The sequence below is a fragment of the Bradyrhizobium sp. 18BD genome (assembly GCF_054185225.1).
In genome coordinates, this window is record NZ_JAVAYL010000010.1 from 248,868 (window position 1) to 271,829 (window position 22,962).

At 64.2% G+C, this 22,962-nt stretch carries 21 protein-coding genes; 6 read left to right on the forward strand and 15 right to left on the reverse strand.

The window, feature by feature from the left end; translation table 11 throughout:
* Nucleotides 1-131: 131 nt before the first annotated feature.
* The 5 genes from RAD16_RS20095 to RAD16_RS20115 all read right to left on the reverse strand — a co-directional run bounded on the left by RAD16_RS20095 (nt 132) and on the right by RAD16_RS20115 (nt 7,516).
* Entirely contained in the window at nt 132-755 is a 624-nt protein-coding gene (locus tag RAD16_RS20095; protein WP_458159628.1) for a flavin reductase family protein, read from the reverse strand.
* 70 nt (nt 756-825) lie between these two features.
* Nucleotides 826-1,425, reverse strand: a complete 600-nt coding sequence (locus tag RAD16_RS20100) for a TetR/AcrR family transcriptional regulator (protein ID WP_458159629.1) — start codon at nt 1,423-1,425, stop codon at nt 826-828.
* 33 nt (nt 1,426-1,458) lie between these two features.
* Complete coding sequence (locus RAD16_RS20105; RefSeq protein ID WP_458159630.1) at nt 1,459-4,596, reverse strand: efflux RND transporter permease subunit; 3,138 nt, start codon at nt 4,594-4,596, stop codon at nt 1,459-1,461.
* A 176-nt stretch (nt 4,597-4,772) separates the two neighbouring features.
* On the reverse strand, nt 4,773-5,879 hold the full coding sequence (locus RAD16_RS20110) for an efflux RND transporter periplasmic adaptor subunit (RefSeq protein WP_458159631.1): 1,107 nt from the start codon (nt 5,877-5,879) through the stop codon (nt 4,773-4,775).
* 305 nt (nt 5,880-6,184) lie between these two features.
* Nucleotides 6,185-7,516, reverse strand: coding sequence for an MFS transporter (locus RAD16_RS20115; protein WP_458159632.1), 1,332 nt, complete (start codon nt 7,514-7,516; stop codon nt 6,185-6,187).
* 179 nt (nt 7,517-7,695) lie between these two features.
* On the opposite strand from RAD16_RS20115, the gene RAD16_RS20120 reads away from it, so the two are divergent.
* Nucleotides 7,696-8,136, forward strand: coding sequence for a ribosomal maturation YjgA family protein (locus RAD16_RS20120; RefSeq protein ID WP_458159663.1), 441 nt, complete (start codon nt 7,696-7,698; stop codon nt 8,134-8,136).
* Between the two features lies 1 nt (nt 8,137).
* Here the strand turns inward: RAD16_RS20120 and RAD16_RS20125 are convergent, their stop codons facing one another.
* Nucleotides 8,138-9,172 (reverse strand): LacI family DNA-binding transcriptional regulator, encoded by a 1,035-nt coding sequence (locus RAD16_RS20125; RefSeq protein ID WP_458159633.1) that lies wholly within the window; start codon nt 9,170-9,172, stop codon nt 8,138-8,140.
* Nucleotides 9,173-9,383: 211 nt separating this feature from the next.
* On the opposite strand from RAD16_RS20125, the gene RAD16_RS20130 reads away from it, so the two are divergent.
* Nucleotides 9,384-10,280 carry a DUF1932 domain-containing protein gene (locus tag RAD16_RS20130; protein ID WP_458159634.1) on the forward strand — a complete coding sequence of 299 codons (897 nt, stop codon included), beginning with the start codon at nt 9,384-9,386 and terminating at the stop codon, nt 10,278-10,280.
* 57 nt (nt 10,281-10,337) lie between these two features.
* Here the strand turns inward: RAD16_RS20130 and RAD16_RS20135 are convergent, their stop codons facing one another.
* The 3 genes from RAD16_RS20135 to RAD16_RS20145 form a co-directional block, all read right to left on the reverse strand.
* Entirely contained in the window at nt 10,338-11,501 is a 1,164-nt protein-coding gene (locus RAD16_RS20135; RefSeq protein WP_458159635.1) for a winged helix-turn-helix domain-containing protein, read from the reverse strand.
* A 167-nt stretch (nt 11,502-11,668) separates the two neighbouring features.
* Nucleotides 11,669-11,914, reverse strand: coding sequence for a hypothetical protein (locus RAD16_RS20140; RefSeq protein ID WP_458159664.1), 246 nt, complete (start codon nt 11,912-11,914; stop codon nt 11,669-11,671).
* Nucleotides 11,915-12,155: 241 nt separating this feature from the next.
* Nucleotides 12,156-13,541 (reverse strand): caspase family protein, encoded by a 1,386-nt coding sequence (locus RAD16_RS20145; RefSeq protein WP_458159636.1) that lies wholly within the window; start codon nt 13,539-13,541, stop codon nt 12,156-12,158.
* A gap of 321 nt (nt 13,542-13,862) precedes the next feature.
* On the opposite strand from RAD16_RS20145, the gene RAD16_RS20150 reads away from it, so the two are divergent.
* Nucleotides 13,863-14,507 carry an OmpA family protein gene (locus RAD16_RS20150; RefSeq protein WP_458159637.1) on the forward strand — a complete coding sequence of 215 codons (645 nt, stop codon included), beginning with the start codon at nt 13,863-13,865 and terminating at the stop codon, nt 14,505-14,507.
* A gap of 61 nt (nt 14,508-14,568) precedes the next feature.
* Here RAD16_RS20150 and RAD16_RS20155 read toward each other — a convergent pair whose 3' ends face one another.
* Complete coding sequence (locus RAD16_RS20155) at nt 14,569-15,849, reverse strand: phospholipid carrier-dependent glycosyltransferase (RefSeq protein ID WP_458159665.1); 1,281 nt, start codon at nt 15,847-15,849, stop codon at nt 14,569-14,571.
* 200 nt (nt 15,850-16,049) lie between these two features.
* On the opposite strand from RAD16_RS20155, the gene RAD16_RS20160 reads away from it, so the two are divergent.
* Nucleotides 16,050-16,751 carry a FecR family protein gene (locus tag RAD16_RS20160; protein WP_458159638.1) on the forward strand — a complete coding sequence of 234 codons (702 nt, stop codon included), beginning with the start codon at nt 16,050-16,052 and terminating at the stop codon, nt 16,749-16,751.
* A gap of 2 nt (nt 16,752-16,753) precedes the next feature.
* Nucleotides 16,754-17,944 (forward strand): hypothetical protein, encoded by a 1,191-nt coding sequence (locus RAD16_RS20165; RefSeq protein WP_458159639.1) that lies wholly within the window; start codon nt 16,754-16,756, stop codon nt 17,942-17,944.
* 172 nt (nt 17,945-18,116) lie between these two features.
* Here the strand turns inward: RAD16_RS20165 and RAD16_RS20170 are convergent, their stop codons facing one another.
* From RAD16_RS20170 to RAD16_RS20180, 3 genes are all read right to left on the reverse strand, one after another.
* Nucleotides 18,117-18,605: a VOC family protein gene (locus RAD16_RS20170; RefSeq protein ID WP_458159640.1), complete on the reverse strand. Its 489-nt coding sequence runs from the start codon at nt 18,603-18,605 to the stop codon at nt 18,117-18,119.
* 42 nt (nt 18,606-18,647) lie between these two features.
* Nucleotides 18,648-19,076, reverse strand: a complete 429-nt coding sequence (locus tag RAD16_RS20175) for a VOC family protein (protein WP_458159641.1) — start codon at nt 19,074-19,076, stop codon at nt 18,648-18,650.
* Nucleotides 19,077-19,219: 143 nt separating this feature from the next.
* Entirely contained in the window at nt 19,220-19,738 is a 519-nt protein-coding gene (locus RAD16_RS20180) for a cupin domain-containing protein (RefSeq protein WP_458159642.1), read from the reverse strand.
* Nucleotides 19,739-19,865: 127 nt separating this feature from the next.
* Here RAD16_RS20180 and RAD16_RS20185 point away from each other — a divergent pair, with 127 nt between their 5' ends.
* Nucleotides 19,866-20,084, forward strand: a complete 219-nt coding sequence (locus tag RAD16_RS20185) for a CsbD family protein (protein WP_458159643.1) — start codon at nt 19,866-19,868, stop codon at nt 20,082-20,084.
* 59 nt (nt 20,085-20,143) lie between these two features.
* Here the strand turns inward: RAD16_RS20185 and RAD16_RS20190 are convergent, their stop codons facing one another.
* Both RAD16_RS20190 and RAD16_RS20195 read right to left on the reverse strand, forming a co-directional pair.
* Nucleotides 20,144-20,608 (reverse strand): FKBP-type peptidyl-prolyl cis-trans isomerase, encoded by a 465-nt coding sequence (locus tag RAD16_RS20190; protein WP_458159644.1) that lies wholly within the window; start codon nt 20,606-20,608, stop codon nt 20,144-20,146.
* Between the two features lie 60 nt (nt 20,609-20,668).
* Nucleotides 20,669-22,960, reverse strand: coding sequence for a xanthine dehydrogenase family protein molybdopterin-binding subunit (locus tag RAD16_RS20195; protein ID WP_458159645.1), 2,292 nt, complete (start codon nt 22,958-22,960; stop codon nt 20,669-20,671).
* Between the last annotated feature and the right edge of the window lie 2 nt (nt 22,961-22,962).

Sequence of the window (22,962 nt, forward strand, 5' to 3'; positions counted from 1 at the left end):
GTGAAGATCGTAGCCCGGATGGAGCGAAGCGTAATCCGGGACATCTGTCGCCGCAGATACTATACGCGCGGGGAGAGACCCCGGATTTCGCTTCGCTCCATCCGGGCTGCAGGGCTACGGCTTGGCCGGACCTAATCCGGCCGGACCATCTCGAACATGTTTTCCGGCTTGATCTCAAAGTAGTCGCCGCGGCGGCCGGCGCGGACGATCGGGCGGGCGGCCGCGGTCTGGTAGACGCCGTCCTTGATCATGGCCTTGTCGATATGGACGGCGACGACCTCGCCCAAGGTCAGCCAAGCGTCGGCCTCCTTGCCGTCGGCGCCCTTGAGGCGGACGATGTCGGACACCTTGCACTCGAAGGCGACCGGGCTCTCGCCGACGCGCGGCACGTTGACGAGCTTGCCGGGCACGGCGGTCAGCCCTGCGATCTCGAACTCGTCGACCTCAGGGGCGACATGCGCGGCGGTCGCATTCATGTGCTTGGCGAGGTCCATGGTGGCGAGATTCCAGACGAACTCGCCGGTCTGCTTGATGTTCGCGACCGAGTCCTTCCAGTTGGTGGAGGAGAAGCCGATGATCGGCGGCACGTAGCAGAAGGCGTTGAAGAAGCTGTAGGGCGCGAGGTTGACGTGGCCCTTGGTATCTCGGGAGGAGATCCAGCCGATCGGCCGCGGCGCGATGATGGCGTTGAAGGGGTCGTGCTTGAGGCCGTGGCCCTTGGAGGGCTCGTAGAAGTAGAGGTCTTTCTCGGTCACGCGCTGCTTCTCCGCTATCCGCCATTCCGGGCAATGCGAAGCAGCTTATAGGGGGAAACGTCCCGCCCCGTCAGTGGCGCGGGGACAGACCCGCGATGACGAAATCGATCATCTGGTCGATGGTCGGGCCCGGCTTGGTGGCGCACTGGGCGATCATCTGGGGGTGGAAGAAGCGCATCATCGCGGTGCAGGCGCACAGCGAAGCCAGCTGCAGGTCAGGCGCTTCGAATTCACCGGAAGCAACGCCCTGCGCGATCATCTGGCCCATGAAGCCGGCAATGCATTCCATATGGGCGACGCAGACGTCCCAGTCTTCCTGCATCGCGATCTCGACCATCTCGTGCAGCTTGTTGTCGCCGACGTAGCGCTCGGTGTTCATGCGATGGATGGTGGTGAGCAGCTCGCGGAAACGCTCCAGCACCGGACCCGGCCGGGCCACGATCCGCTGCGCCTCGAGCTCGACCTCGCCCATCAGCGAACGGGCCACCGACTGGTGGATCGCCTTCTTCGATTCGAAGAAGCGATACACGTTGGCGGGGCTCATCCTGAGCTCCTTGGCGATGTCCCCGACCGTGGTCTTCTGGTAGCCGATCTGGCGGAACAGCCGCTCGGCCACCTCGAGGATACGATCCCGGGTGTCGCCTTCGATATGTTCCGCAACCAGTGTCATGTGTCAGGACTCGTCCGTCGGTAGTTTTCTCATTTATTCAGCCGCTTCAGCAAGCGGAATTGCGTGCTGATCATCGCTCCCATGCTGCGGCGCGGCAGGCTGCTCGGGCGTGCCGGCCTCGTCCAGGCTCTTCCTGAACCACAGGGCATAGAGGCCCGGCAGGTACAGCAGCGTCAGGAAGGTCGCGACGAACAGGCCTCCCATGATCGTGATCGCCATCGGGCCCCAGAAGGCCGAGCGCGACAGCGGGATCATGGCGAGGATGGCGGCGAGCGCCGTCAGCACCACCGGACGGGCGCGGCGGACGGTCGCCTCCACGATCGCCTCGCGGCGGGTCAGGCCATGCGAGACGTCGGTCTCGATCTGGTCGACCAGGATGACCGTGTTGCGCATGATCATGCCGGCGAGCGCGATCAGGCCGAGCAGCGCCACGAAGCCGAACGGGGCGTTGGCGACGTTGAGGCCCAAGGAGGCACCGACGATGCCGAGCGGCGCGGTCAGGAACACCAGGGTCAGGCGCGAGAAGCTCTGCAGCTGGATCATCAGCAGCGTCAGCATCACCATCACCATCAGCGGGAAGAGGATGAAGATCGAGGCATTGCCCTTGGCGGATTCCTCGAACGCGCCGCCCGCCTCGATGCGGTAGGCCGGCTCGAGATGATCCTTGATCGCCTTCAGCTTCGGCGTGATCTGGTTGGTGATGTCGGGCGCCTGCACGCCGTCGACGACGTCGGAGCGCACGGTGATCGCCATGTCGCGGTTGCGCCGCCACATGATCGGCTCCTCGTGGGAATATTCGATCTTGGCGATCTGCTGCAGCGGCACGGCAACGCCGTTGCGCGAGGTGATGGTGAGATCGCCGACACCGCCGAGGTCGAGGCGCTCGGACGGGATCGCACGGGCGACCACGCCGACCTTCTCGATGCCGTCACGCACGGTCGTGACCTGCGAGCCGGAGATCAGCATCGCGAGCGCCTGCGAGACCTCCTGCGGGGTCAGGCCCATGGCGCGGGCGCGATCCTGGTCGACGACCAGCTTCAGGTAAGGCGACTGCTCGTTCCAGTCGAGCTGGACGTCCTTGACGCTCTTGTTCTGGCGCATGACGTCGCGGACCTGGTAGGCGATCTCGCGCACCTTGTTGGCGTCGGGGCCGATCACGCGGAACTGGACGGGGAAGCCGACCGGCGGACCGAAGTTGAAGCGGTCGACGCGGACGCGCGCCTCGGACAGGAAGCCATCGGCAGCCGCGCCCTCGATCTTGGCCTTGATGCGCTCGCGCGCCTCGACGCCCTTGGCGACGATGACGATCTCGGCAAAGGCTTCGTTCGGGAGCTGCGGATTGAGGCCGAGCCAGAAGCGCGGCGAGCCCTGACCGACATAGGACGTGTAGGTCTCGATGTCCTTGTCGTCCTTGAGCAGCGTCTCGGCCTTCTTCACCGACGTCTCGGTGACGCTGAAGGCGGTGCCCTCGGGCAGGCGCAACTGGAGGAACAGCTCGGGCCGCTCCGACAGCGGGAAGAACTGCTGCTGGACATGGCCGAAGCCGACGATCGAGGCGATGAAGATACCGACGGTCGCGACCACCACGGTGATGCGGTGATTGACGCACCACTGCACGATGGCGCGCAGCCCGCGGTACATGCGGGTCTCATAGACCGCGTGCGGGTCGTGGTTGTGATGCGCCTTCATCTCCGGCAGCAGCTTGACGCCGATATAGGGCGTGAAGATCACCGCCACGAACCAGGAGGCGACGAGCGCGATCGCCACGATCCAGAAGATGCTGCCGGCATATTCGCCGACCGCCGAATTGGCAAAGCCGATGGGGAGGAAGCCAGCGGCCGTGACCAGCGTTCCCGTGAGCATCGGAAACGCAGTAGATTCCCAGGCAAAGGATGCCGCGCGCATGCGATCCCAGCCCTGTTCCATCTTCACCACCATCATCTCGACCGCGATGATGGCGTCGTCGACGAGCAGGCCGAGCGCGATGATCAGCGCGCCGAGCGTGATGCGATGCAGGTCGAGCGACATCGTGTTCATGACGATGAAGACGATGCCGAGCACCAGCGGCACCGACAGCGCAACCACGATGCCGGTGCGCCAGCCGAGCGCCAGGAACGAGACGAACAGCACGATGACGAGCGCTTCCATGAAGGAGTGCACGAACTCGCCGACGGCGTGCTCGACCACCTTGGGCTGGTCGGCGATCAGCTTGACGTCGATGCCCTGCGGCACGGCCTTCATGAACTCGGCCGTCGCCTTCTCGACCTCCTTGCCGAGGTCGAGGATGTTGGCGCCCTTGGCGGTGACGACACCGATGCCGATCGCGGCCTTGCCTTCCTGACGAACGACGAAGCTCGGCGGATCGACATAGCCATGGGTGACGGTGGCGATATCGCCCAGGCGGAACACGCGGCCGTTGCTCTCGACGGGAGTTTCAGCGACGGCCTTGGCGCCATCGAGCGCGCCGGTGACGCGCAGCGGCACGCGCTGCGACGAGGTCTCGACCGTGCCGGCCGGCGTCACGTTGTTCTGCTTGGCGAGCGAATCGAACAGCGCCTGCGGCGTGATGCCGAGGGTGGCGAGCTTGGCGTGGCTGAATTCGACGAAGATGCGCTCATCCTGGTTGCCGTAGACGTCGACCTTGGTGACGCCGGGCACCTTCAAGAGGCGCTGGCGGAAACCTTCGGAAACCTTCTTGAGCTGGGCGTAGTCGGCGCCGTCGCCGGTCATCATGTAGAGGATGGAATCGACGTCGGAGAATTCGTCGTTGACGACGGGTCCCAGGATGCCTGAGGGCAGCTGGCCCTGCACGTCGGCCAGCTTCTTGCGCAGCAGGTAGAAGAGATAAGGCACGTCCTTCGGCGGCGTGGAATCGCGAAAGGTCACCTGCAACGCGGTGAAGGCGGGCTTGGAATAGGTCTGCACCTTCTCGAAATAGGGCAGCTCCTGGATCTTCTTCTCGATGGGGTCTGCGACCTGGGTCTGCATCTCCTGCGCAGTCGCGCCGGGCCAGATCACGGAGACGTTGACCACCTTCACCGTGAAGAACGGATCTTCGGCGCGGCCGAGCTTCTCATAGGAGAAGAAGCCGGCGACGCCGAGGATGATCATCAGGAAGAGCACCAGCGTCGGATGGCTGACGGCCCAGGCCGAAAGGTTGAAGCGCTTCATCGCACTCTCCGAAAGACGATCCAGTTGCAAAAAACCACAGCCGCTCTGTTCAAACCGTCGTCGCGAGGCAGCGAAGCAATCCAGGGGGCTGGGCAGGTTCTGGATCGCTTCGCCGCTTCAGCCTTTGCTTAGGGACAAAGGCCGAAACTCACCTCACACGACGGAACTCGTAAGCTTTAGAAAGACAATGAAGACACGACCCGCACCTTCTGGCCGGGATCGAGCTTCTGCACGCCGAGGGCCACGATCTTGGCGCCCTCTTCCACGCCGCTGGTGATGACGACGTCGCTGCTCTCGTAGGACTTCACCGCGACAGGCTTCAGCGTGACCCCGCCATTATCGTCGACGACGTAGAAGGATGGCTTGCCGCCCTCGTTGAACAGCGCCGACAGCGGCAGCCGCGCGACGCGCTCGGTGGCGGCATCCGACAGCGTCAGCGTCGCGGTCATGCCGAGCGCGACCTTGTCGTCGGCCTCGGGCAGCGAGAACTTGGCGAGATAGGTGCGCGTGGCGGGGTCCGCCGCCGGCGCGATCTCGCGCAGCTTCGCCGCGTACTTCTTGTCCGGTTCCGACCAAAGAGTGACGCTGGCGACGCCCGATTTGGCGCGTCCAACCAGCGTCTCAGGGATCGCGACGACCGCTTCCTTTTCGGCAAAGCGGGCGACACGGATCGAGGCCTGGCCCGCGGCGACCACCTGGCCGGGCTCGATCAGCGTTGCGGTGACGACGCCACGGGCGTCGGCGTTGAGCGTCGCGTAGGAAAGAGAATTCTTGGTCAGCTCGACCGAGCGGACGGCGCGGTCGAGACGCGCGCGCGCCTCATCGGCGGAGGCTCGGCTCGAATCCAGTTGCGCATCGGTGGTCCAGCCCTTGGCCTTCAAATCCTTGGCGCGCTGCTCGGCGGCGGCGGCCTGGGCCAGCACACCGGTCGCCGCCGTCTGCTCGGCTACGGCCTGCTCGGCCTGGAGCTTCAGATCGACCTCATCGAGGGTGGCGAGCGGCTGGCCGATTTCGACGGTCTGGCCGACCTCCACAAGGCGCTTGGCGACCTTGCCGGCCACGCGGAAACCAAGATCGCTCTCGATCCGGGGCCTGACGGTGCCGACGAAGCTGCGCTCCGGCGTCTCGGCATCATAATGGGCGGTTGCGACCAGAACCGGCCGCGGCGGCTCGGCCTTCTCAGCGACGGTGTCATTGCACCCGGCCAGGGTCGCTGCCATCAGGGCCAGCGAGACACCCGCCAAGAGCTTGGAATAGCTCGATAAAACTGACCGGACGAACATCGAAGGACACTCCTGCCGCTGCAATGAGAGGAATGTCGACTAATCACTGATAAAAGTCAATAATCGTCAGTTATCAGGAAAGCGTGATCGTTAAGAGGTGGTAAGGATTGGGAGAGCGCGGTTAGGGAGGTGCGATTGTAGGGTCGGCAGAGGCCCTAGCCAGATGGAGCGCGGCGCAATCCGCGGCTGCAGACGCCGTAGGGTGGGCAAAGGCGCGCTAGCGCCGTGCCCACGATCTATCTCGATTGGAGAGAGGTGGTGGGCACGCTGCGCTTTGCCTACCCTACGGGACCGTTTGCCCGGCTCTATCGCTTCTGCTCGACAAACTCGTGCTTGGTGTCGTGGCCACCAACGAAGACCAGAATGCCGGCGAGCAGCGGCAGGACGGCGAGCACGAGCAGGCCGGTCGAGGTCTGGCCCGTCGCCTCCTTGACCCAGCCGATCAGATACGGCCCGCCGAAGCCGGCGAGGTTGCCGATCGAGTTGATCAGGGCGATCGCGCCGGCCGCCGCCGTGCCGGAGAGCCAGGCGGTCGGCAGCGTCCAGAACACGCCGAAGCAGCAGAACACGCCGATCGCCGCGACCGTCAGCACCACCATCGTCATGGTGGGATCGGTGAGATAGGAGGAGACGGCGAGCGCGACGGCGGTCAGCAGCAGCGGCGCGCCGACATGGAACACACGCTCGCGCGTCGCATCCGAATGCCGCGCCCACAGGATCATGGCGATGGTGCCGAACAAATAGGGGATCGCGGTGACGAAGCCGGTCTGGGCATTGGTGAGGCCGAACGCCTTGACGATCTGCGGCAGCCAGAACTGCATGCCGTAGAGCGCGCCGACGAAGCCGAAATAGATCAGGCTGAGCGCGATCACCTTCGGCGAGGACAGTGCTTCGCCCAGCGACAGATGCTTCACCGCCTGCTTGGCCGCGACTTCCGAATCAAGCCTGGCCTTGAGCCAGGCCTTCTGCTCGGCCGAGAGCCAGTCCGCCTTCTCCGGCTTGTCGGTGAGGTAGAACCAGGTGACGATGCCGAGCAGCACCGAGGGGATGCCCTCGATGATGAACAGCCACTGCCAGCCCTTCAGGCCCATGACGCCATCGAGCCCGAGCAGCAGGCCCGAGATCGGCGCGCCGATCACGGTCGAGACCGGCACGGCGATGGCGAAGGCCGCGAGGAAGCGGGCGCGATACTCGGCCGGGTACCAATAGGTGAGATAGAGGATGATGCCGGGGAAGAAGCCGGCCTCGGCAACGCCGAGCAGGAAGCGCAGGACGTAGAAACTGGTCACGCCGCTCACCATCGCCATCAGCGCCGAGATGATGCCCCAGGTCACCATGATGCGGGCGATCCAGCGGCTGGCGCCGAACTTCTCCAGCGCCAGATTGCTCGGCACCTCAAAGATGAAATAACCAATGAAGAAGATGCCGGCGCCCCAGGAGAAGATCAGCGGCGTGAACTTCAGCTCGGCGTTCATGGTCAGCGCGGCGAAGCCGAGATTGACGCGATCGAGATAGGAAAAGAAGTAGGCCAGCACCAGGAACGGGATCAGGCGCCAGGAGATGGCACGGATCGTCGAGGTCTCGACTTCGCTCTTGGCTGTGCCGGTGGAACCGGCATAGATCGTGGTCTGGCTCATGGCTTCCCCCCGGGGTTGTTGCTTTTATGGGCTAGAGCCATTTCCGTTCCGATGGCATCGGAACGGGGCTCTAGATTCTAGTTTTGACGCGTTTTCTTCACGCGAACCGGTGTCCACTTCGCTCGAAAACGCTCTAGGAAGCGGTTTTCAGCATCGTGGGCAAAGAGTCAATGGAAGCCATGCAAGGAGCGCAGCCGGTCAACACCATTGCACTGCGGCAGCGGTCACTGGCCCGCGCTGCCCTGGCGCTGGCCGTGATCGCCTGCGGGCTGTCCTTACGCTGGTACGGCTTTCCGCTCGGCCTCCCCGCCTTCGTGGTGAAGTATGGCGGCTCCCTGCTCTGGGCGACGATGGTGTTTCTGCTGGTCGGGGTGTTGCTGCCGCGGCTGACGCGGACGCAGATCGCAGCCATCGCGTTGGTGATCGCAATCGTCGTCGAGTTTTCGCGGCTGGTGCATACGCCCTGGCTCGATGCGTTCCGGCTCACCACCGCCGGCGCGCTGCTACTGGGGCGCATGTTCTCGCTGTGGAATTTGATCGCCTACTTCATCGGTATCGTGACCGGCATCTGGCTCGACAGCATCGTCATCCGAAACCGGATTCCACCTCGGCGGAGCTAGCTCAACTCGCAGCAAGCCGGCTCGACCCGCGAATGATCAGCTCCGTCGGCACGGTGAGACCACGGGCACGTTCGATCTCGTCACCGCGCATCCGCTCCAGCAGCAGGGTCGCGGCATGCCGGCCCATCGCCGCCAGATCCCACGCGATCGCCGTGACGGGCGGCGTATGCAATTCGGCCAGGTCGGAATCGCTCCCCGCCACCACCGAAATCCCGTCGCCGACGGCGATGTTCATCGTCCGTAACGCTCTCAGGCAGCCGCCGAGCATGTCCATCGCCGCGACGAAGAGCGCCGTCGGGGGATCGGCGAGGCTCATGAGCGATGCAGTCGCCCGATAGGCGTCCTCGTTCGAGAGCACATTGCCTCGCAGCAGTCTCGAATCCGGCATGACATTCGCCACCGTATGCGCCTCACGAAATCCTTCCAGGCGGCTTCGCGACGGAAAGGCCTTGAGATCGCCGACGAGCATGGCGATCCGCCGATGCCCGAGACCAAGCAGATGGCTGGTCGCGACACGCGCACCCTGGCGATGATCGGCGGTAACGCGATCGAGGGCCTCGATGCTGTCTCTGTCGATCAGCAGGATCGGCATCGGAGCCTCCGACAGCGCTTGCCGCACCTCCCCGTGCGCCTCGTCGCTCAGCGTCATCATCACGCCGTCCACGCGGCGCCTGCGAAAGGCGCGCAGCAAGGCGATCTCGATCTCGGGGCGGTTGGTCGTGCTCGCCAGAAGCAGGGTATATCCGGCCTCGCGCAGCACCGCCTCGGCCTCCTTGATGAACAGTGCGAAGCGCGGAATGTCGAAATCGCGAATGGCGCAGGCCACGAGGTGCGACCGGCCCGCACGCATGCTCTGCGCCGTAACGTCGACCTCGTAGCCGAGATCGGCCATGGCCCTCTCGACGCGCTCGCGCAGCTCTCTGCTCACCGCTGGATGGTCGTTGAGCACACGGGATACCGTGCCGACCGCGACGCCGGCCTCTCGGGCCACGTCCCTGACTTTTACGGTTTGTTGGCGACCCAGCTGTAGCGACATGCCGCTATATGAACCGGTTCATCTCCTAGAGCAAGGTAGCGGACGCAAAGATTGCCTAAAAGTTGGGGATCCCGGTGGATTTGGTTGAAAAGCTCATCGTATTCGGTGAACCGGTTCATTGACTCCCGCTCTGAACTCGGCACACAATGGCCCGCGGGTGAAAGCCGCATGTGGCGCGCTCATCCGCGGAACGGGTTAGGAGACACCAACCATGCCGCAGCCCCGAGTTGCCTTTGTGGGATTTGGCGAGGCCGCACAGTGCTTTGCGTCGCACCTCGCGGCTCAGACCGGCGCACCGGTCGTCGCATTCTGCCATGGCAAGACGAATGCACCGCCCTACTCGCAAGCCTTTCGTGCACTGGCGGCCAGATGCGGGGTCACACTTGTCGACAGGCTCGAGGAGCTGTCGAAGGCGAACGTGATCTTTTCCGCCGTCGTCGTCGCAGTCGCGGCCGAAATGGGCGAGGCTATATCCAGGATCATCCGTCCCGGCTGCCTCGTGGTGGACATCAACGCTGCGACCCCGCGAAGGAAAAAGCGTGTTGCCGAAGCCGTGGAGGCGCGCGGCGGCGTGTTCGCGGACGCGAACCTGATGGGGTCGGTCGACCTCTATGGTGCCGCGGTCACGCTCTACACCTCCGGCAGCGGTGCCGAGCGCTTCGCGGAGATCTTCGGACCGCTCGGCTTCCGCATCGAGGTGGCCGGCCCCGAAGCCGGAACGGCAGCGGCCGTGAAGATGCTGCGGAGCGTGGTGACGAAAGGCATGGAGGCACTGCTGGTCGAAGCTCTGACCGCCGCAACGCTTGCCGGCGTGCGCGATGAAACCATGCGCGGGCTCTGCACGTCGATGGATGGCACCACGTTCAGCAAGTTCCTGGATATGTGCGTCCGCTCCGACGTGCTGCATGCCGAGCGCCGCGCCGTGGAGATGGAGGGGGTGGCGGCGGGCCTGCGGGAATTGGGCTTCGATCCCCTGATGACGGCCGCCACGGCGGAGCGATTAAAAGTCTCCGCGCAACTGGGGTTACGGCAAGAGTTTGCGCAACGCGCCGGCTATTCGGCCGACGAGGTGCTGGACCGATATGCTCATGCGCTATCCGGTCCTTGAGGCGAGCTACGAGGCTCACGCGAGAAGGAAAGGCCGTTGAAAGGGCGGCAATGACGTTCACTCCGCCAATTGAAACCGCTCGAACCGATCGAGCTCGTCCTCGATCACGCGCTTGAGCTCCTTGCGTCCCGCGGTCTTCTTCCCCTGCCCGATCCAGGTCCATTTCTGCATCAGGAGCTTCTTGGCCTGCCGGTCGGTCTTGAGATCGAGGGCGGCGACGATCTCGTCGCCGACCAGCACCGGCAGTGCGAAATAGCCGAGCTTGCGCTTGGCCTTCGGCACATAGGCCTCGAACAGATGGTTGTAGCCGAAGAACAGATTCGTGCGCTTGCGCTGGATGATCAGCGGATCGAACGGCGAGAGGATGTGGACGAGATCGGGCGCCACCTCGCCGCTCGCTTCGAGCGCCGCGGGCTTTGCCCAATGCTCCTGCTTGCCGGCGCCCTCGATCGCGACGGGCACGAGCTCGCCGCGGCGGACGCGGGAGCCGATCAGGTTTGCCACCGCCTTCTTGCTGGGCGCATCCAAATGGCAGATCGAATCCAGGCTCACCACACCCTGCGAGCGCAGCGCGCGGTCGAGCAGATAGGTCGTGATGTCCCTGGCCGATGCCGGCTTCGGCAGCTTCTCCCAGCCGAAGTGCCGCGTCATCAGCTCATAGGTCTTGAGCATGCCCTGGCGCTCGCTGATGGTCGCAACGCCGGTGTAGAAGGCAAGCTGCAAGGCCCGCTTCGAGGGCTTGCGGCTCTGCCACAGATGCTCCTTCTCGGTGAGCACGTCGTCCTCGATGTCGCGGATCGTCAGCGGGCCGGCGCGCAAGAGCCGCATCACCTTGCGCGTGTCGGCCGGCTTCACCGAGGCGTACCATTTGTGGCCCTCGCGCTTGTGCTCGCGCATCGCCGGCAGGAAGAAGCGGAAGTCCCCGGCCGGCACGTAAGAGAGCGCGTGGGTCCAGTACTCGAACACGCTCCTGTCGACGCTCTGGGCCTGGCGCAGATCGGCTCGCCGATAGGACGGGATGCGGCTGAACAGGATGTGGTGGTGGCAGCGTTCGATCACGTTGATGGTGTCGATCTGCACATAGCCGAGATGGGAGACGACGTCCGCCACCGCCTGCGCGCCCTCCCCGAAGGGTGTGCGGTCGTCCAGCCGCTGGGCATGCAGCCAGATCTGCCGGGCCTGTGTCGTCGTGAGGGAGAGCGGTTTGGGCGCGCGTGACATTGCACCACGCAATGTAGCGGGATTCGCGCCAAGAAAAAGAACGGGGCAAAGCGGCGGCCAAAGAAAAAGCCGCGCTGCCATCTGCTGACAACGCGGCGGATCGATGCGGCCGATGCCTACTTCGTCGACATGGCCTTCTGCGACTTCATGTGATGCAGGTGGAGCGATCAGCGCCCGTCCTTGGGAGCCCTGGACCGATCACCGACGCTTCCCGTGGCGATGTCAGGCTCGCATGAGGCCTTGCCGCGCCCCTCCGCCTGGCAGCGATAGACGCTGCCGGTGAGGCGATCCACCAGCCACATGTTCTCGTCGGTCGGCCCGTCGAGGCCGACATAGCGGGAGGTCAGCCCCGTGATCAGCGTCGACAGCAGGATCGCCACCGCGATCATCGCCGCGCCGATGTAGATGGGCATGGAGTTGAGAAAGACGGTCCGATCCGGCGGGCCACTGCGATAGAACTGATAGTCACTCGGCCTTGGCACTGGACGGAACCCGGCTCCCCTCGTTGAAGATTGGTGGACGAATTTTGCTAGGAGCGCATCTGGCCGATTTCTTGTTCGCAGGCAGGCGATGCCGCGACGGCTTTGCGACGTTCGGTGTTTCCAAAGCAGAAGCGGCCCGGATCGGGCCGCTTGCCGCATCGTGGTTCCCGAGTTAGTGCCGAAACAGCCCGCCCATCATGTGGCCGAACAGACCGCCCGGCCCGCCCATGCCACCGCCACCACCACCGCCGTGAGAGCGGCGAGCACCGCCGGAGGAGCGACGGCGCGTGGGTTCGTCCTCGGACTCATCGGAGGCAACGCGACTGGAGACGATTTCGGACTGCATCGCCTTGTGCTGGAGCTTGTTGAGATAGCCGGTGGTGGGATAGCCGCGCGCCGCCTGCCAGCGCTTCATCACCGACCGGGTTTCCTCGTCGAACTTGCCGGTCGCCTTGACGTCGAAGCCGAGCCCGGTGAGACGGCGCTGCACGTCGCGGCGCTGGTTCTTATCGAGGCCAATCTGGTCCTCCGAGACCTGGTCGGCCGTATCAGTGAAGGTGGCGGGATCGACGCCGGCGGTGAGGTTGCGCGTCGTCGTCGACGGACCGTCCTGGAGCGCAGCGATGCGGGCGAGCGCCAGCGGCCTGAAGGTGCCGTTCGGATAGTTGGTCAGGTAGGCATTGAGCTCCTCGACCTTGTTGGTGTCCTTGATCGAACGCCAGAACTCGAGCTCGACTTCGCCGGCCTGGGCGACGCTCGCGGGCGCCGCGGCATCCTTCGCAGGCGCGGCGGCCGGATTGAGATAGACCGTGCCGGTGAGATTGGTGTGGCCCCAAGGCAGCTGCGCCTTGTTGGTCTCGTCATTGACCTGCGCACGCACCTTGGTCATCGCCTGCTGGATCTCGAGGCCGGGAGCCACGATGTTGGCGAGAAGCGCGCGGGTGAACGGGCTGTTGGTGCCGGCTTCGCCGTCGAGCGCGGTCTGGCCGGGACCGGTGGCGAACGCGATCAGCGTGCCCTCGCCCGACTTCATCTCGGCAAGACCATTTGCAACGTTGACGGACCGCGTCGCCTTGGCGGCGCGGATTTTTGCAGCGAACGGATTGTCGCCGCAGGCATCGAGGAACACGAGCTTCACCTTGGCATCCGCCATGGTCTGCTCCAGCGTCAGATCGACATTGATCGCCGCGCCGAGCTTGACGTCCATCTCGGACTTGAGGTCGGCATCGACGGGCAACAGATAGTTGGTGCCGTTCACCGCGATGCCGTGGCCGGCATAGAAGAACAGCGCCACATCGGCGCCTTCGCTCTTCTTGCCGAACTCGAGCAGCTTCGCCGTCATGGCATCGCGGGTGAGATTGGCACCCTCGACCACGTCGAAGCCGACATTGCGCAGCACCCGCGCCATCGACTTCGCGTCGATCGCGGGGTTCGGGAGCTGCGGCACATTCTTGTAGGCGGCGTTGCCGACCACGAAGGCGACGCGCTTGTCGGCGAGCGCCGCACTGCTGCTGAAGACGAAGGCTGCGAGAGACAATGCCGCGAGCAGAGAACGCATGGTCTTTCTCCCCGAGATCAAGAACCACCGATACGTCCAGTGTGATCTTCGCCACGAAGGCCGAATGTGATCTAGATCACGTTTGGGCGCCATAGATTGAACCAGCCATAAAAAAGACGCGACGATACCTATTCGCCCGCTCAGGATACCTCCCCGGCAGAAGCGCAACCGCCCGATCGCGTCGCAAAACGCGGGGAAATCCGCTGGATTGTGCCCGGACGCATCCTGACCAACGTGACCAAGATCACATCAGGTGCCTTTGAACCTGCCCTATGCTCGCAGCATCAAATCGCCATCAGGCGTAACAGCGAGGATACGATAATGAGCCGTTTTGATAAGTTCTTTGCACTGAAGGCGATTACCCTCACGGCCGCGCTGTCGATGACGGCGGGCCTGGCGCTCGCCGGTGACAACAACGTCTCGTCCGACAAGATTCTGGATGCGCTGAAGCCGAAGCCGGCGACCCGCGGCCTGTCCGTTGGACCGCAGGCCGACCCGACCGCGCAGGCCAAGGAAGCGACCTTCCTGAACACGGTGCGCAACCGCTCGACCCGATCGCTCTCGACCGGCGAGCGCGAGCAGATCGCCGAGCTCGCCGCGACCAAGCCGAAGATCGATCTGGAGATCCAGTTCGACTACAACTCGGCCGACATCGCCAAGACTTCGGTGCCGTCGGTGCAGGCGCTCGGCAAGGCGCTGTCCGATCCCGCACTCAAGGGCTCGACCTTCGTGGTCGCCGGCCACACCGATGCGGTCGGCGGTGAGGAGTACAATCAGGGCCTCTCCGAACGGCGTGCCGACACCATCAAGAAGTACCTGGTGCAGAACTACGGCCTCAACGGCACCGATCTGGTCACCGTCGGCTATGGCAAGACCAAGCTGAAGGACACCGCCAACGGTGCCGATCCGATCAACCGCCGCGTCCAGGTCGTGAACATGGAAGCCAAGACGACGGCGTCGAAGTAATCTTCGCGCCGTCGCCAGACGACGAAACACGCCGCCTGCCGCTCCCCGGCAGGCGGCGATGTCATATCCAGCTCTGGAACAGCATCAGCCGGTTGAAATTCTGCATCGACGTGCCGATGAAGGCCGCGGAGATCGGCAGCATCGCCGCAAAGCCGATCGCGGCGAGGCCGACATAGGCCCACAGCAGCCAGCGCGGCAGTCGCTCCCGACGCAGCACATAGGCCAACGCCAGCGATGCAATCGTCGCGGCCGGAAGATAATAGTAGATGAAGCCGAGCGTGCGCGGCAGCAGCGCCCAGGCGAGCCAGCTGCCGAAATAGAACGCAGCGATCAGGAACGCATCCCAGCGGCGCGCGACGACGACATCGCGCAGCACGACGACGAGCGCGAGCAGCGCAGGCCAGGCGACCAGCGGGTTGCCGAGGAAGACGATCGCGGAGATCCTGTCCTCAGCAATCTTGTCGAACAGGAACCACACCGGGCGCGCCAGCAGCGGCCATGACGGCCACGAGCTCATATAGGTATGGCCGGCGATCGCCGTCGTGGTGTTGTCGGCAAAGATCCGGCGCTGCGCCTCGAGCAAGTCCGACAGCGAGAAGCCGTAGAGCGGAACGAACGCGGCGAGATATGTCAGCGCCGGCAACACGGCAAAGCACAACGCGACGTGCACTGCTTTGAAGTCGGGCCAGAGATCCGGCCGATACCAATCGTCTGGCCTCGCGTCCGCGAACAGCGTGCGCCATCCCTGAAGCAGACGGATCAGCGCGAACACGACGATGCAGGCACCGAGCGGAAACAGGCCGCTCCATTTGCAGGCCGCCGCAAGACCGAACAGGCTGCCCGCGAGCGCGAACAGCGCATGCGGCCGCTCGCGGCGAAAACCATGCATGAAGCCGGCAATCGCGAGCAGACCGAAGCCGAGCGCAAAGATGTCGAGCATCGCGATGCGTGCCTGCACGTAGATCATCTGGTTGAAGCCGGCGATCAGTGCGGCTGCGATTGCGGGCCCTTGCGCAGCGAACAGCGCGAGGCCGCACAGATAGATCGCGACGATCGCGAGCGCGCCGAACAATGTCCCCGGATAGCGCCAGCCCAGCGAATTGTCGCCGAATGCCGCGATCGATGTCGCGATCAGCTCCTTGCCCAGTGGCGGATGCATCGGATTGAGCATTGGTTGCGACATCACGGGCGCCAGCATCTGCCGCGCCGCCGGCACGTAATGCACCTCGTCGAAGACGAACTTGTCCGGCGTGGTCAGGCCGATCAGCAGCGCCAGATGCGCGATCAGGAAAATCGCGACAGCAATCACTGCACTCTGCGACACCTTCGGAACCGCAGCCAGATTGATCGGCACTTCTGGGGAGATTTTGCGTGGCAAATTTGCGTCACCGCGTGCAAAAACGAAAACCACTCTTCTCATTGAACGCAATCTACCGCAAGTGTCACTAAGCATAACGCACGTCCACGCCGCTTGTGATAATTTCGCTACATCAGAAGCGCGCGCGGTCCGGTACGATCAGGGACACGTCGATCGGTTGCGAAATGAATTTGCGTTTCTGGCTTTTCCCCACACTGCTATCGGTCGCCATGTGCGCTGCATCCGGCACACAGGCGCAGACCCGCGTCGGCGAAGCCGTCGTGATTCAGAACGAGGTCGTGCGCGTCGCAGCGACCACGACGCCGATCAGTGTCGGCGACAGCATGCTGCGCGACGAGACCGTGCGCACCGGCGCCGACGGCGCAGCACGCTTCGTCATGGCCGACAGCACCAATCTCTCGCTCGGGCCGAACGCGACGCTCAAGCTCGACCGCACCGTCTTCAACGACGAACACAGCTATCGCGACGTCGCGATCCACATGACCACAGGCGCGTTCCGCTTCGTCACCGGACATTCGGAAAAGACCGCCTACAAGATCACGACGCCGTTGGCGACCATCGGCGTGCGCGGCACCACGCTCGACATCCTGTCCCAGCGCGGCCGCTCGGTCGTCGTGCTGCAGGAGGGCGCCGCCGGCGTCTGCACGACGAACCTCCAATGCGTCCAGCTCACCCAGCCCGGCGACACCGCGATCATCATATCGAGCGGCGGCAAGGTCTCGATCAGCAAGACCAACACGCCGCCCTGGACCTTCGCCGCCAACTGCGCCGCAAGCGCCGGGCTCTGCTCGGTCAACCAATATGCCGACGCCTCGCCGACCATCGCACCCGCCGTCCATGATGACGGCATGCTGTGCGGGCGGTGACGATGGTGAGGTTCAACGTCAGGCGCCTCATCCTCGCCGCTGCACTGACCGCCACCGCTGCGTTCTCGCTCGTTGCGTTCAATGCACATCCGGCGGCGGCGGCCCGAGTGACGGAGTGCGAGTCCGAATGCGGCGAGCCGAATCCCTACCCGTCGCCGACCTACTCGCCATCTCCGACACCGACGCCCACACCCACGCCTACGCCGACACCGACGCCCACACCGACGCCTTCTCCCTCGCCTTCACCGAACCCCTATCCGTCGGCCTCGCCTAGCCCGGCTCTACCGCCCAACCCGACCGGTGCGGATTCCAGCGGCAATTCGATCGGCGGCCTCGCCAACCAACGCTTCAACCAGATGATCACCAACCGGGTGCTCGGCACGGTGCTGCTCGGCGTCAACGAGCAGGTCAATTGCAGCGACTGCATCAGCGCGTTCGGCTCGGCCGGCTCGTTCTCGGCCGGCATCCACGGCCGCAAGGAGCTGACCAATAGTCTGTCGCTGCTCGCCGGCATCGCCTACACGCAATACAACGAGGGCGGCTACCACATCACCAGCGCGCCGATCGGCGCCTTCGCGCTGCGCTACGACTTCACCGACTGGGGCTCGTCGCGTCCGTTCTTCGATATCGGCACGATCCTGACGCCGTGGGAGAAAGCGCGCTACACGCGCAGCTACAACACCAGTCTCGGCCCGGTCACGGTCACTGGCTCGACGAATGCCTCGAACTACGCCGTCTACGGCCGTGCCGGCTGGATGAGCCGCGTCTCGCCGCGGGACGAGGTCGCAGCTTCCATCGAGGTCTGGCAGCTCTGGCAGCGCGTCTCGGGCTATTCCGACAGCGCGGTGGCGTTCAATCCGTTCGACGCCACCGTTGCGACCGGCACCGACCGCACCAGCCTCGTCAAGATCGGCGGCCAGTGGACGCATCTGTTCGGCAGCAACATCGAGACCAACATCAATGGCGGATGGGTGCAGTCGTTCGCCAGCCACAGCGGCATCGTCGCCACCGTTACCGGTGACGGCACGGTGGTGCCGACCATGGGCAACCAGGGCTGGTTCGAATATGGCGGCCGCCTCGGCTTCCGCGTGGAGAAGGGCTGGATCGTGGACCTGTTCGCCAACGGCACGCTGGGCCCGCAGCCGGTGGGGAACACGATCCACGGCGGCGTGGGCCTGAGGATTAATTATTAGCGTGGTGTTCGCGCGTAGCCGCAAATTCCGCTGTCATGCCCCGCGAAGGCGGCGCATCCAGTACGCCGCAGCGGTCGTTGTGAGAGCGAGCTTTCTAACAAGGGCCTCTGGAATACTGGATCGCCCGCCTTCGCGGGCAATGACACCTGTCGTGTAGCGACCGTACTGCCCCTCACGCCGCCGACTTGCCCTCGAACGCCCGCCGCAAAGCCGCAACGTCCAGCTTCACCATCTTCATCATGGCCTGCATCGCGCGCGCGGCGGCGGCCTTGTCGGGGCTCGTGAGGAACTCGAACATCACCTTCGGCACGACCTGCCAGGCCACGCCCCAGCGATCCCTGAGCCAGCCGCACTGCTCTGCCTTGCCGCCATGGGCGAGGAACGCATTCCAGACGCTGTCGACCTGGGCCTGGTCGTCGCAATGGATCATCAGCGAGATCGCGTGGGTGTATTCCATCGTCATGCCGCCGTTGAGGGCGACCAGGGGCTGGCCGGCCACCGTGAACTCGACGACGAGCACGGAGCCGGTCTTGCCGGAGGGGCCGTCCGAAACGTTCTGTTGAACATGCGTGATCTCCGAATTCGGCACCAGCGAGGTGTAGAATTTCGCGGCTTCCTCGGCATCGCCGTTGAACCACATGCAGGGCACCAGCTTGGTCATCGAGAACGCTCCTCTTCAGGTTTTTAATGCGGGCGGATTTGATCAGGCATGCGCCTTTTCGGACTGCTCGGCGAAGGCCGCGAGATCCATCCAGTTGATGCCCCACATATGTCCATCCGGATCCTCGAAGCTGCGGCCATACATGAAGCTGTATTCGTCCTTGGGGCCGGGATCGGCTACGCCGCCCGCGGCCTCGGCTCTGCCGACGATGTCGTCGACCTCGTTGCGGCTGTCGGCAGACAGGCAGAACAACGCCTGGTTCGAGGTTTTGGCATCCGAGATCGGCTTCGGCGTAAACTGGCGGAATTTGTCGTGGGTCAGGAGCATGGCGAAAATGGTCTCGGAGAAGACCATGCAGCTCGCCGTTTCGTCGGAAAATTGTGGGTTCCTGACCGCGCCGACCGCCTCGTAAAAGGCGGTGGCACGCTTGAGGTCGGTCACCGGCAGATTGACGAAAATCATCCTGGGCATCGGAAGCTCCTTGGGCATGGTTCTGCTCCAAGGACGGACGGGCCGACGGCCATCCGACACCGCTTCCGGATATTTTTAAGGTCTCATTTTCAGGACTTGGCCTGCGTTGTTCTGTCGCACAGAACCAGCAGGCGTTCAGGCCCTTACTTCTTTTCGCTGGGATCCCGATGGATCGGATCGACCCACAGCACGGTCTCGGGCTTCTCGACCGGCTCGATGTCGAGGTTGATTGCCACCGCCTCGCCGTCGCTGCGCACCAGCACGCATTCCAGCACCTCGTCCGGGCTGGCGTTGATCTCCTGATGCGGCACGTAGGGCGGCACGAAAATGAAATCGCCGGGGCCGGCCTCCGCGGTGAACTGCAGGCTCTCGCCCCAGCGCATCCGCGCCTTGCCCTTCACCACGTAGATGACGCTTTCGAGATGGCCGTGGTGATGCGCGCCGGTCTTCGCGTCCGGCTTGATGCTGACGGTGCCCGCCCACAATTTCTGCGCGCCGACGCGCGCGAAATTGATCGCGGCCGCGCGGTCCATGCCCGCCGTCGACGGCACGTTGGTATCAAGCTGGTTGCCGGGAATGACGCGCACGCCGTCATGTTTCCAGCGATCATCATGATGATGATCGTGGTCATGGTGGGAATGCGAATGGTCATGGCCGGTCATGGGTCTTGCTTTCTGTTGCTTCCGTGCCGGCGAAACTAACCAAAGCTGCGGCGGCAAGCCATACCAAAATCGGAACTCTCATAGCCGCCAAACGTTGCCTTTGTAAGCAATCTGGAAGGAGAGTTTCATGGGTAGCACGACCGACAAGATCAAAGGCAACGCCAATGAGGCGATCGGCAAGGCCAAGCAGGGCATCGGTGAAGCCACCGGTTCCGACCGCATGAAGGGCGAAGGCGCGGTTCAGGAGGTGAAGGGCAAGGGCCAGAAGGCCATGGGCGATGCCAAGGACGCCGCTAAGGAAGCGGTGGATCGCGCCGCTGCGGCCGCACGTCGCGCCGCCGAGTGACGCGCATCCATCCGAAAGCGAAAAGACCGGCCTTTCGGCCGGTCTTTTTGTTTGGGCGGTTATTTCACCGCGAGCAATTCCACGTCGAACATCAGCGTCGCGTTCGGCGGGATCACGCCGCCGGCGCCGCGGGCGCCGTAGCCGAGCTGCGGCGGAATGATCAGCGTGCGCTTGCCGCCGACCTTCATGGTCGCAACGCCCTCGTCCCAGCCGGCGATGACGCGACCCTTGCCGATCGGAAATTCGAACGGCTCGTTGCGATCGACCGACGAGTCGAATTTCTTGCCCTTCTGGCCGTTCTCATAGAGCCAGCCGGTGTAGTGCATCACGCAGATCTGGCCGGGCTTCGGCGAAGCGCCGGTGCCGACGACACTGTCGATAGTCTGCAAGCCTGAAGCTGTGGTCATGGTCTTTCCTGCGGTCTGGGCCGAGGCCGTGGTGGAAACGAAATGCGACACGCTGGCGATCACGGTGATCGCGAGGGCCGACATCAGGGCGAGAAGCGCGCGCTGGAAACGCTGCATAAGACACCTTCCGTTCGAAGCGGGAGGTGTCTAGCGCAACGCCGTCGCCGTTACCACCCCTCAGACCTCGATATTTTCCAGCCGCACCGGCAGCTTGCGGATGCGCTGGCCGGTGGCGTGATAGATCGCATTGCAGATCGCAGCATTGGTGCCGACATTGGCGAGCTCGCCGAGCCCCTTTGCGCCGGCAGGATTGATGTGATCGTCCTGCTCGGAGAGCAGGATCACCTCGACGCCTGGGACGTCCGCATTCACGGGCACGAGATAGTCGGCAAGATTGTCGTTGACGTAGCGTGCCGTCCGCTCGTCGATCTCGGTGGCCTCGAGCAACGCCGAGGACATGCCCCAGATCAGGCCACCCATCAGCTGACTGCGCGCCGTGCACGGATTCATGATGCGACCGGCCGCAAAGGCGCCGACGAGGCGCGGCGCACGGATCTCGTGGGTAAAGCGGTTGACCCTGACCTCGACGAACTCGGCGCCGAAGGCGTACGCGATCTTGTCCTTCATTTGATGGCCGCCGACGAGGCGAGCATGGCCACTGTGCATGGCCTTGAAGGAATCCGGCGGCGCGCCCTCGGGCTTCCACTCGCCATATTCCTCGACCACGCCGACGCCAAGCGCGTCGAACGCTTTCTCGACGTCGAGTGGGCGATCACTCCTGGCTGCCTGTGCTGTCGGTGTCTGCCCCATGCCGACCGTTTCCTTGGCTCTGTCCGTAAGGCTGTCATTCGGCATCACGGCCTTGAACAACCGCTGCCGGATCTGGTCGCATACCATCATCACGGCCGAACAGGTGCTGGCCGTCGAATTCGAACCGCCGGCGACCGGAGCCGGCGGCAATTCGCTGTCGCCCATGAATACCGAGACCTTCTCCAGTGGCACGCCGAGCCGTTCGGAGGCGGTCTGGGCAATGATGGTGTAAGCGCCGGTGCCGATTTCGTGGCCGGCGATCTCGACGCGGGTGCGGCCGTCGCGTTGGAGACGCACGCGCGCCGCCGACGGGGCCATCTGCGTCGGGTAGCAGGTGGCCGCACAGCCATAGCCGATCAGCCAGTCGCCTTCCGCCATCGATTTCGGCTCGGGCGAGCGCTGCGCCCAGCCGAACGCCTTGGCGGCTTCGTCGAAGCACGCCATCAGTGATCGCGACGTATAGGGCTTGCCGTCGATCGGCTCGTTGGTGGTGTCGTTGATGCGGCGGAGCTCGACCGGGTCCATGTTGAGCTTCACCGCGAGTTCGTCCATCGCGCTTTCCAGCGCGAACAGATATGGCACCTCCGGCGGCGAGCGCATGAAGCCCGGCGTGTTGCGGTCGGCGCGCACGATCGACACGAGGCTGTCGACATTCGGGCAGGCATAGAGCCGCGCCGTGGTCTTGGTCCCACCGACACAATAGGCGTCCGGGCGCGAGGAGACCTCGGCGCCCTCGTGCCGGAGCGCAGTGAGCTTGCCATCTCGGCCGACCCCGAGCTTGATCTCATGCCGCGTCTCGGCGCGATAGGTTGCGATGGTAAAGCCCTGGTCGCGGGGCGGGACCAGCTTGACCGGCCGGTTCAGACGTCTTGCGATACCGGCGATGATGGCGGTGCGCGGCGTCATCGAGCCGCGCGAGCCAAAGCCGCCGCCGACATAGGGATTGACCACGCGGACCTTGTCCGCGTCGATGCCGAGCTGCTCGGCGACGCCGTTCTTCAGCCCATAGACGTACTGGCTGGGCTCGTAGATGACGAGTTCGTCGCCCATCCAGGCGCAGCTCGTCGTGAACAGCTCCATCGGATTGTGGTGCTGCGTCGGCGTGTCGTAGGAGGCGGTGAGCTTGACTTCGGCCGCGTCGAACGCCTTGGCGAAGTCGCCGACCTTCGGGTCCTCCTTGAACTGGGAGTTTTGCCCCTTCGCGGCAGCCGTGGTCGTTCCCGGCGAGTCGAAGGTAGCACTCGGTGCAGTGGCCGTGTAGCTGACCTTGACCCGGTTGGCGGCCTCGCGCGCCGCCTCGTAACTCTCGGCGATGACCACGGCGATGATCTGGCCGTCATGCGCGATCTCGGCCGATTTCAGCGGCTGGATCGTGGTGCCGGCATAGCCGCCATTGCTGAACAGTTTTGACTCCATCAGCTTCGGCGCATTCTCGTGCGTGACGATGTCGATCACGCCTCGGACGCGCCTGGCGTCGTCGAGATCAAAGCCGTCGACGCGGCCCTTGGCGATGGCGCTGGTGACGAGGAATGCATAGGCCGGATTGACCAGCGGCATGTCGGATGCATAGGTCGCCTTCCCCGTGACCTTCGAGACAGCATCATAGCGCGGCACGGGCTTGCCCATATTGGCCTTCGGCTCGGGAGCAGCAGCGGTCATGG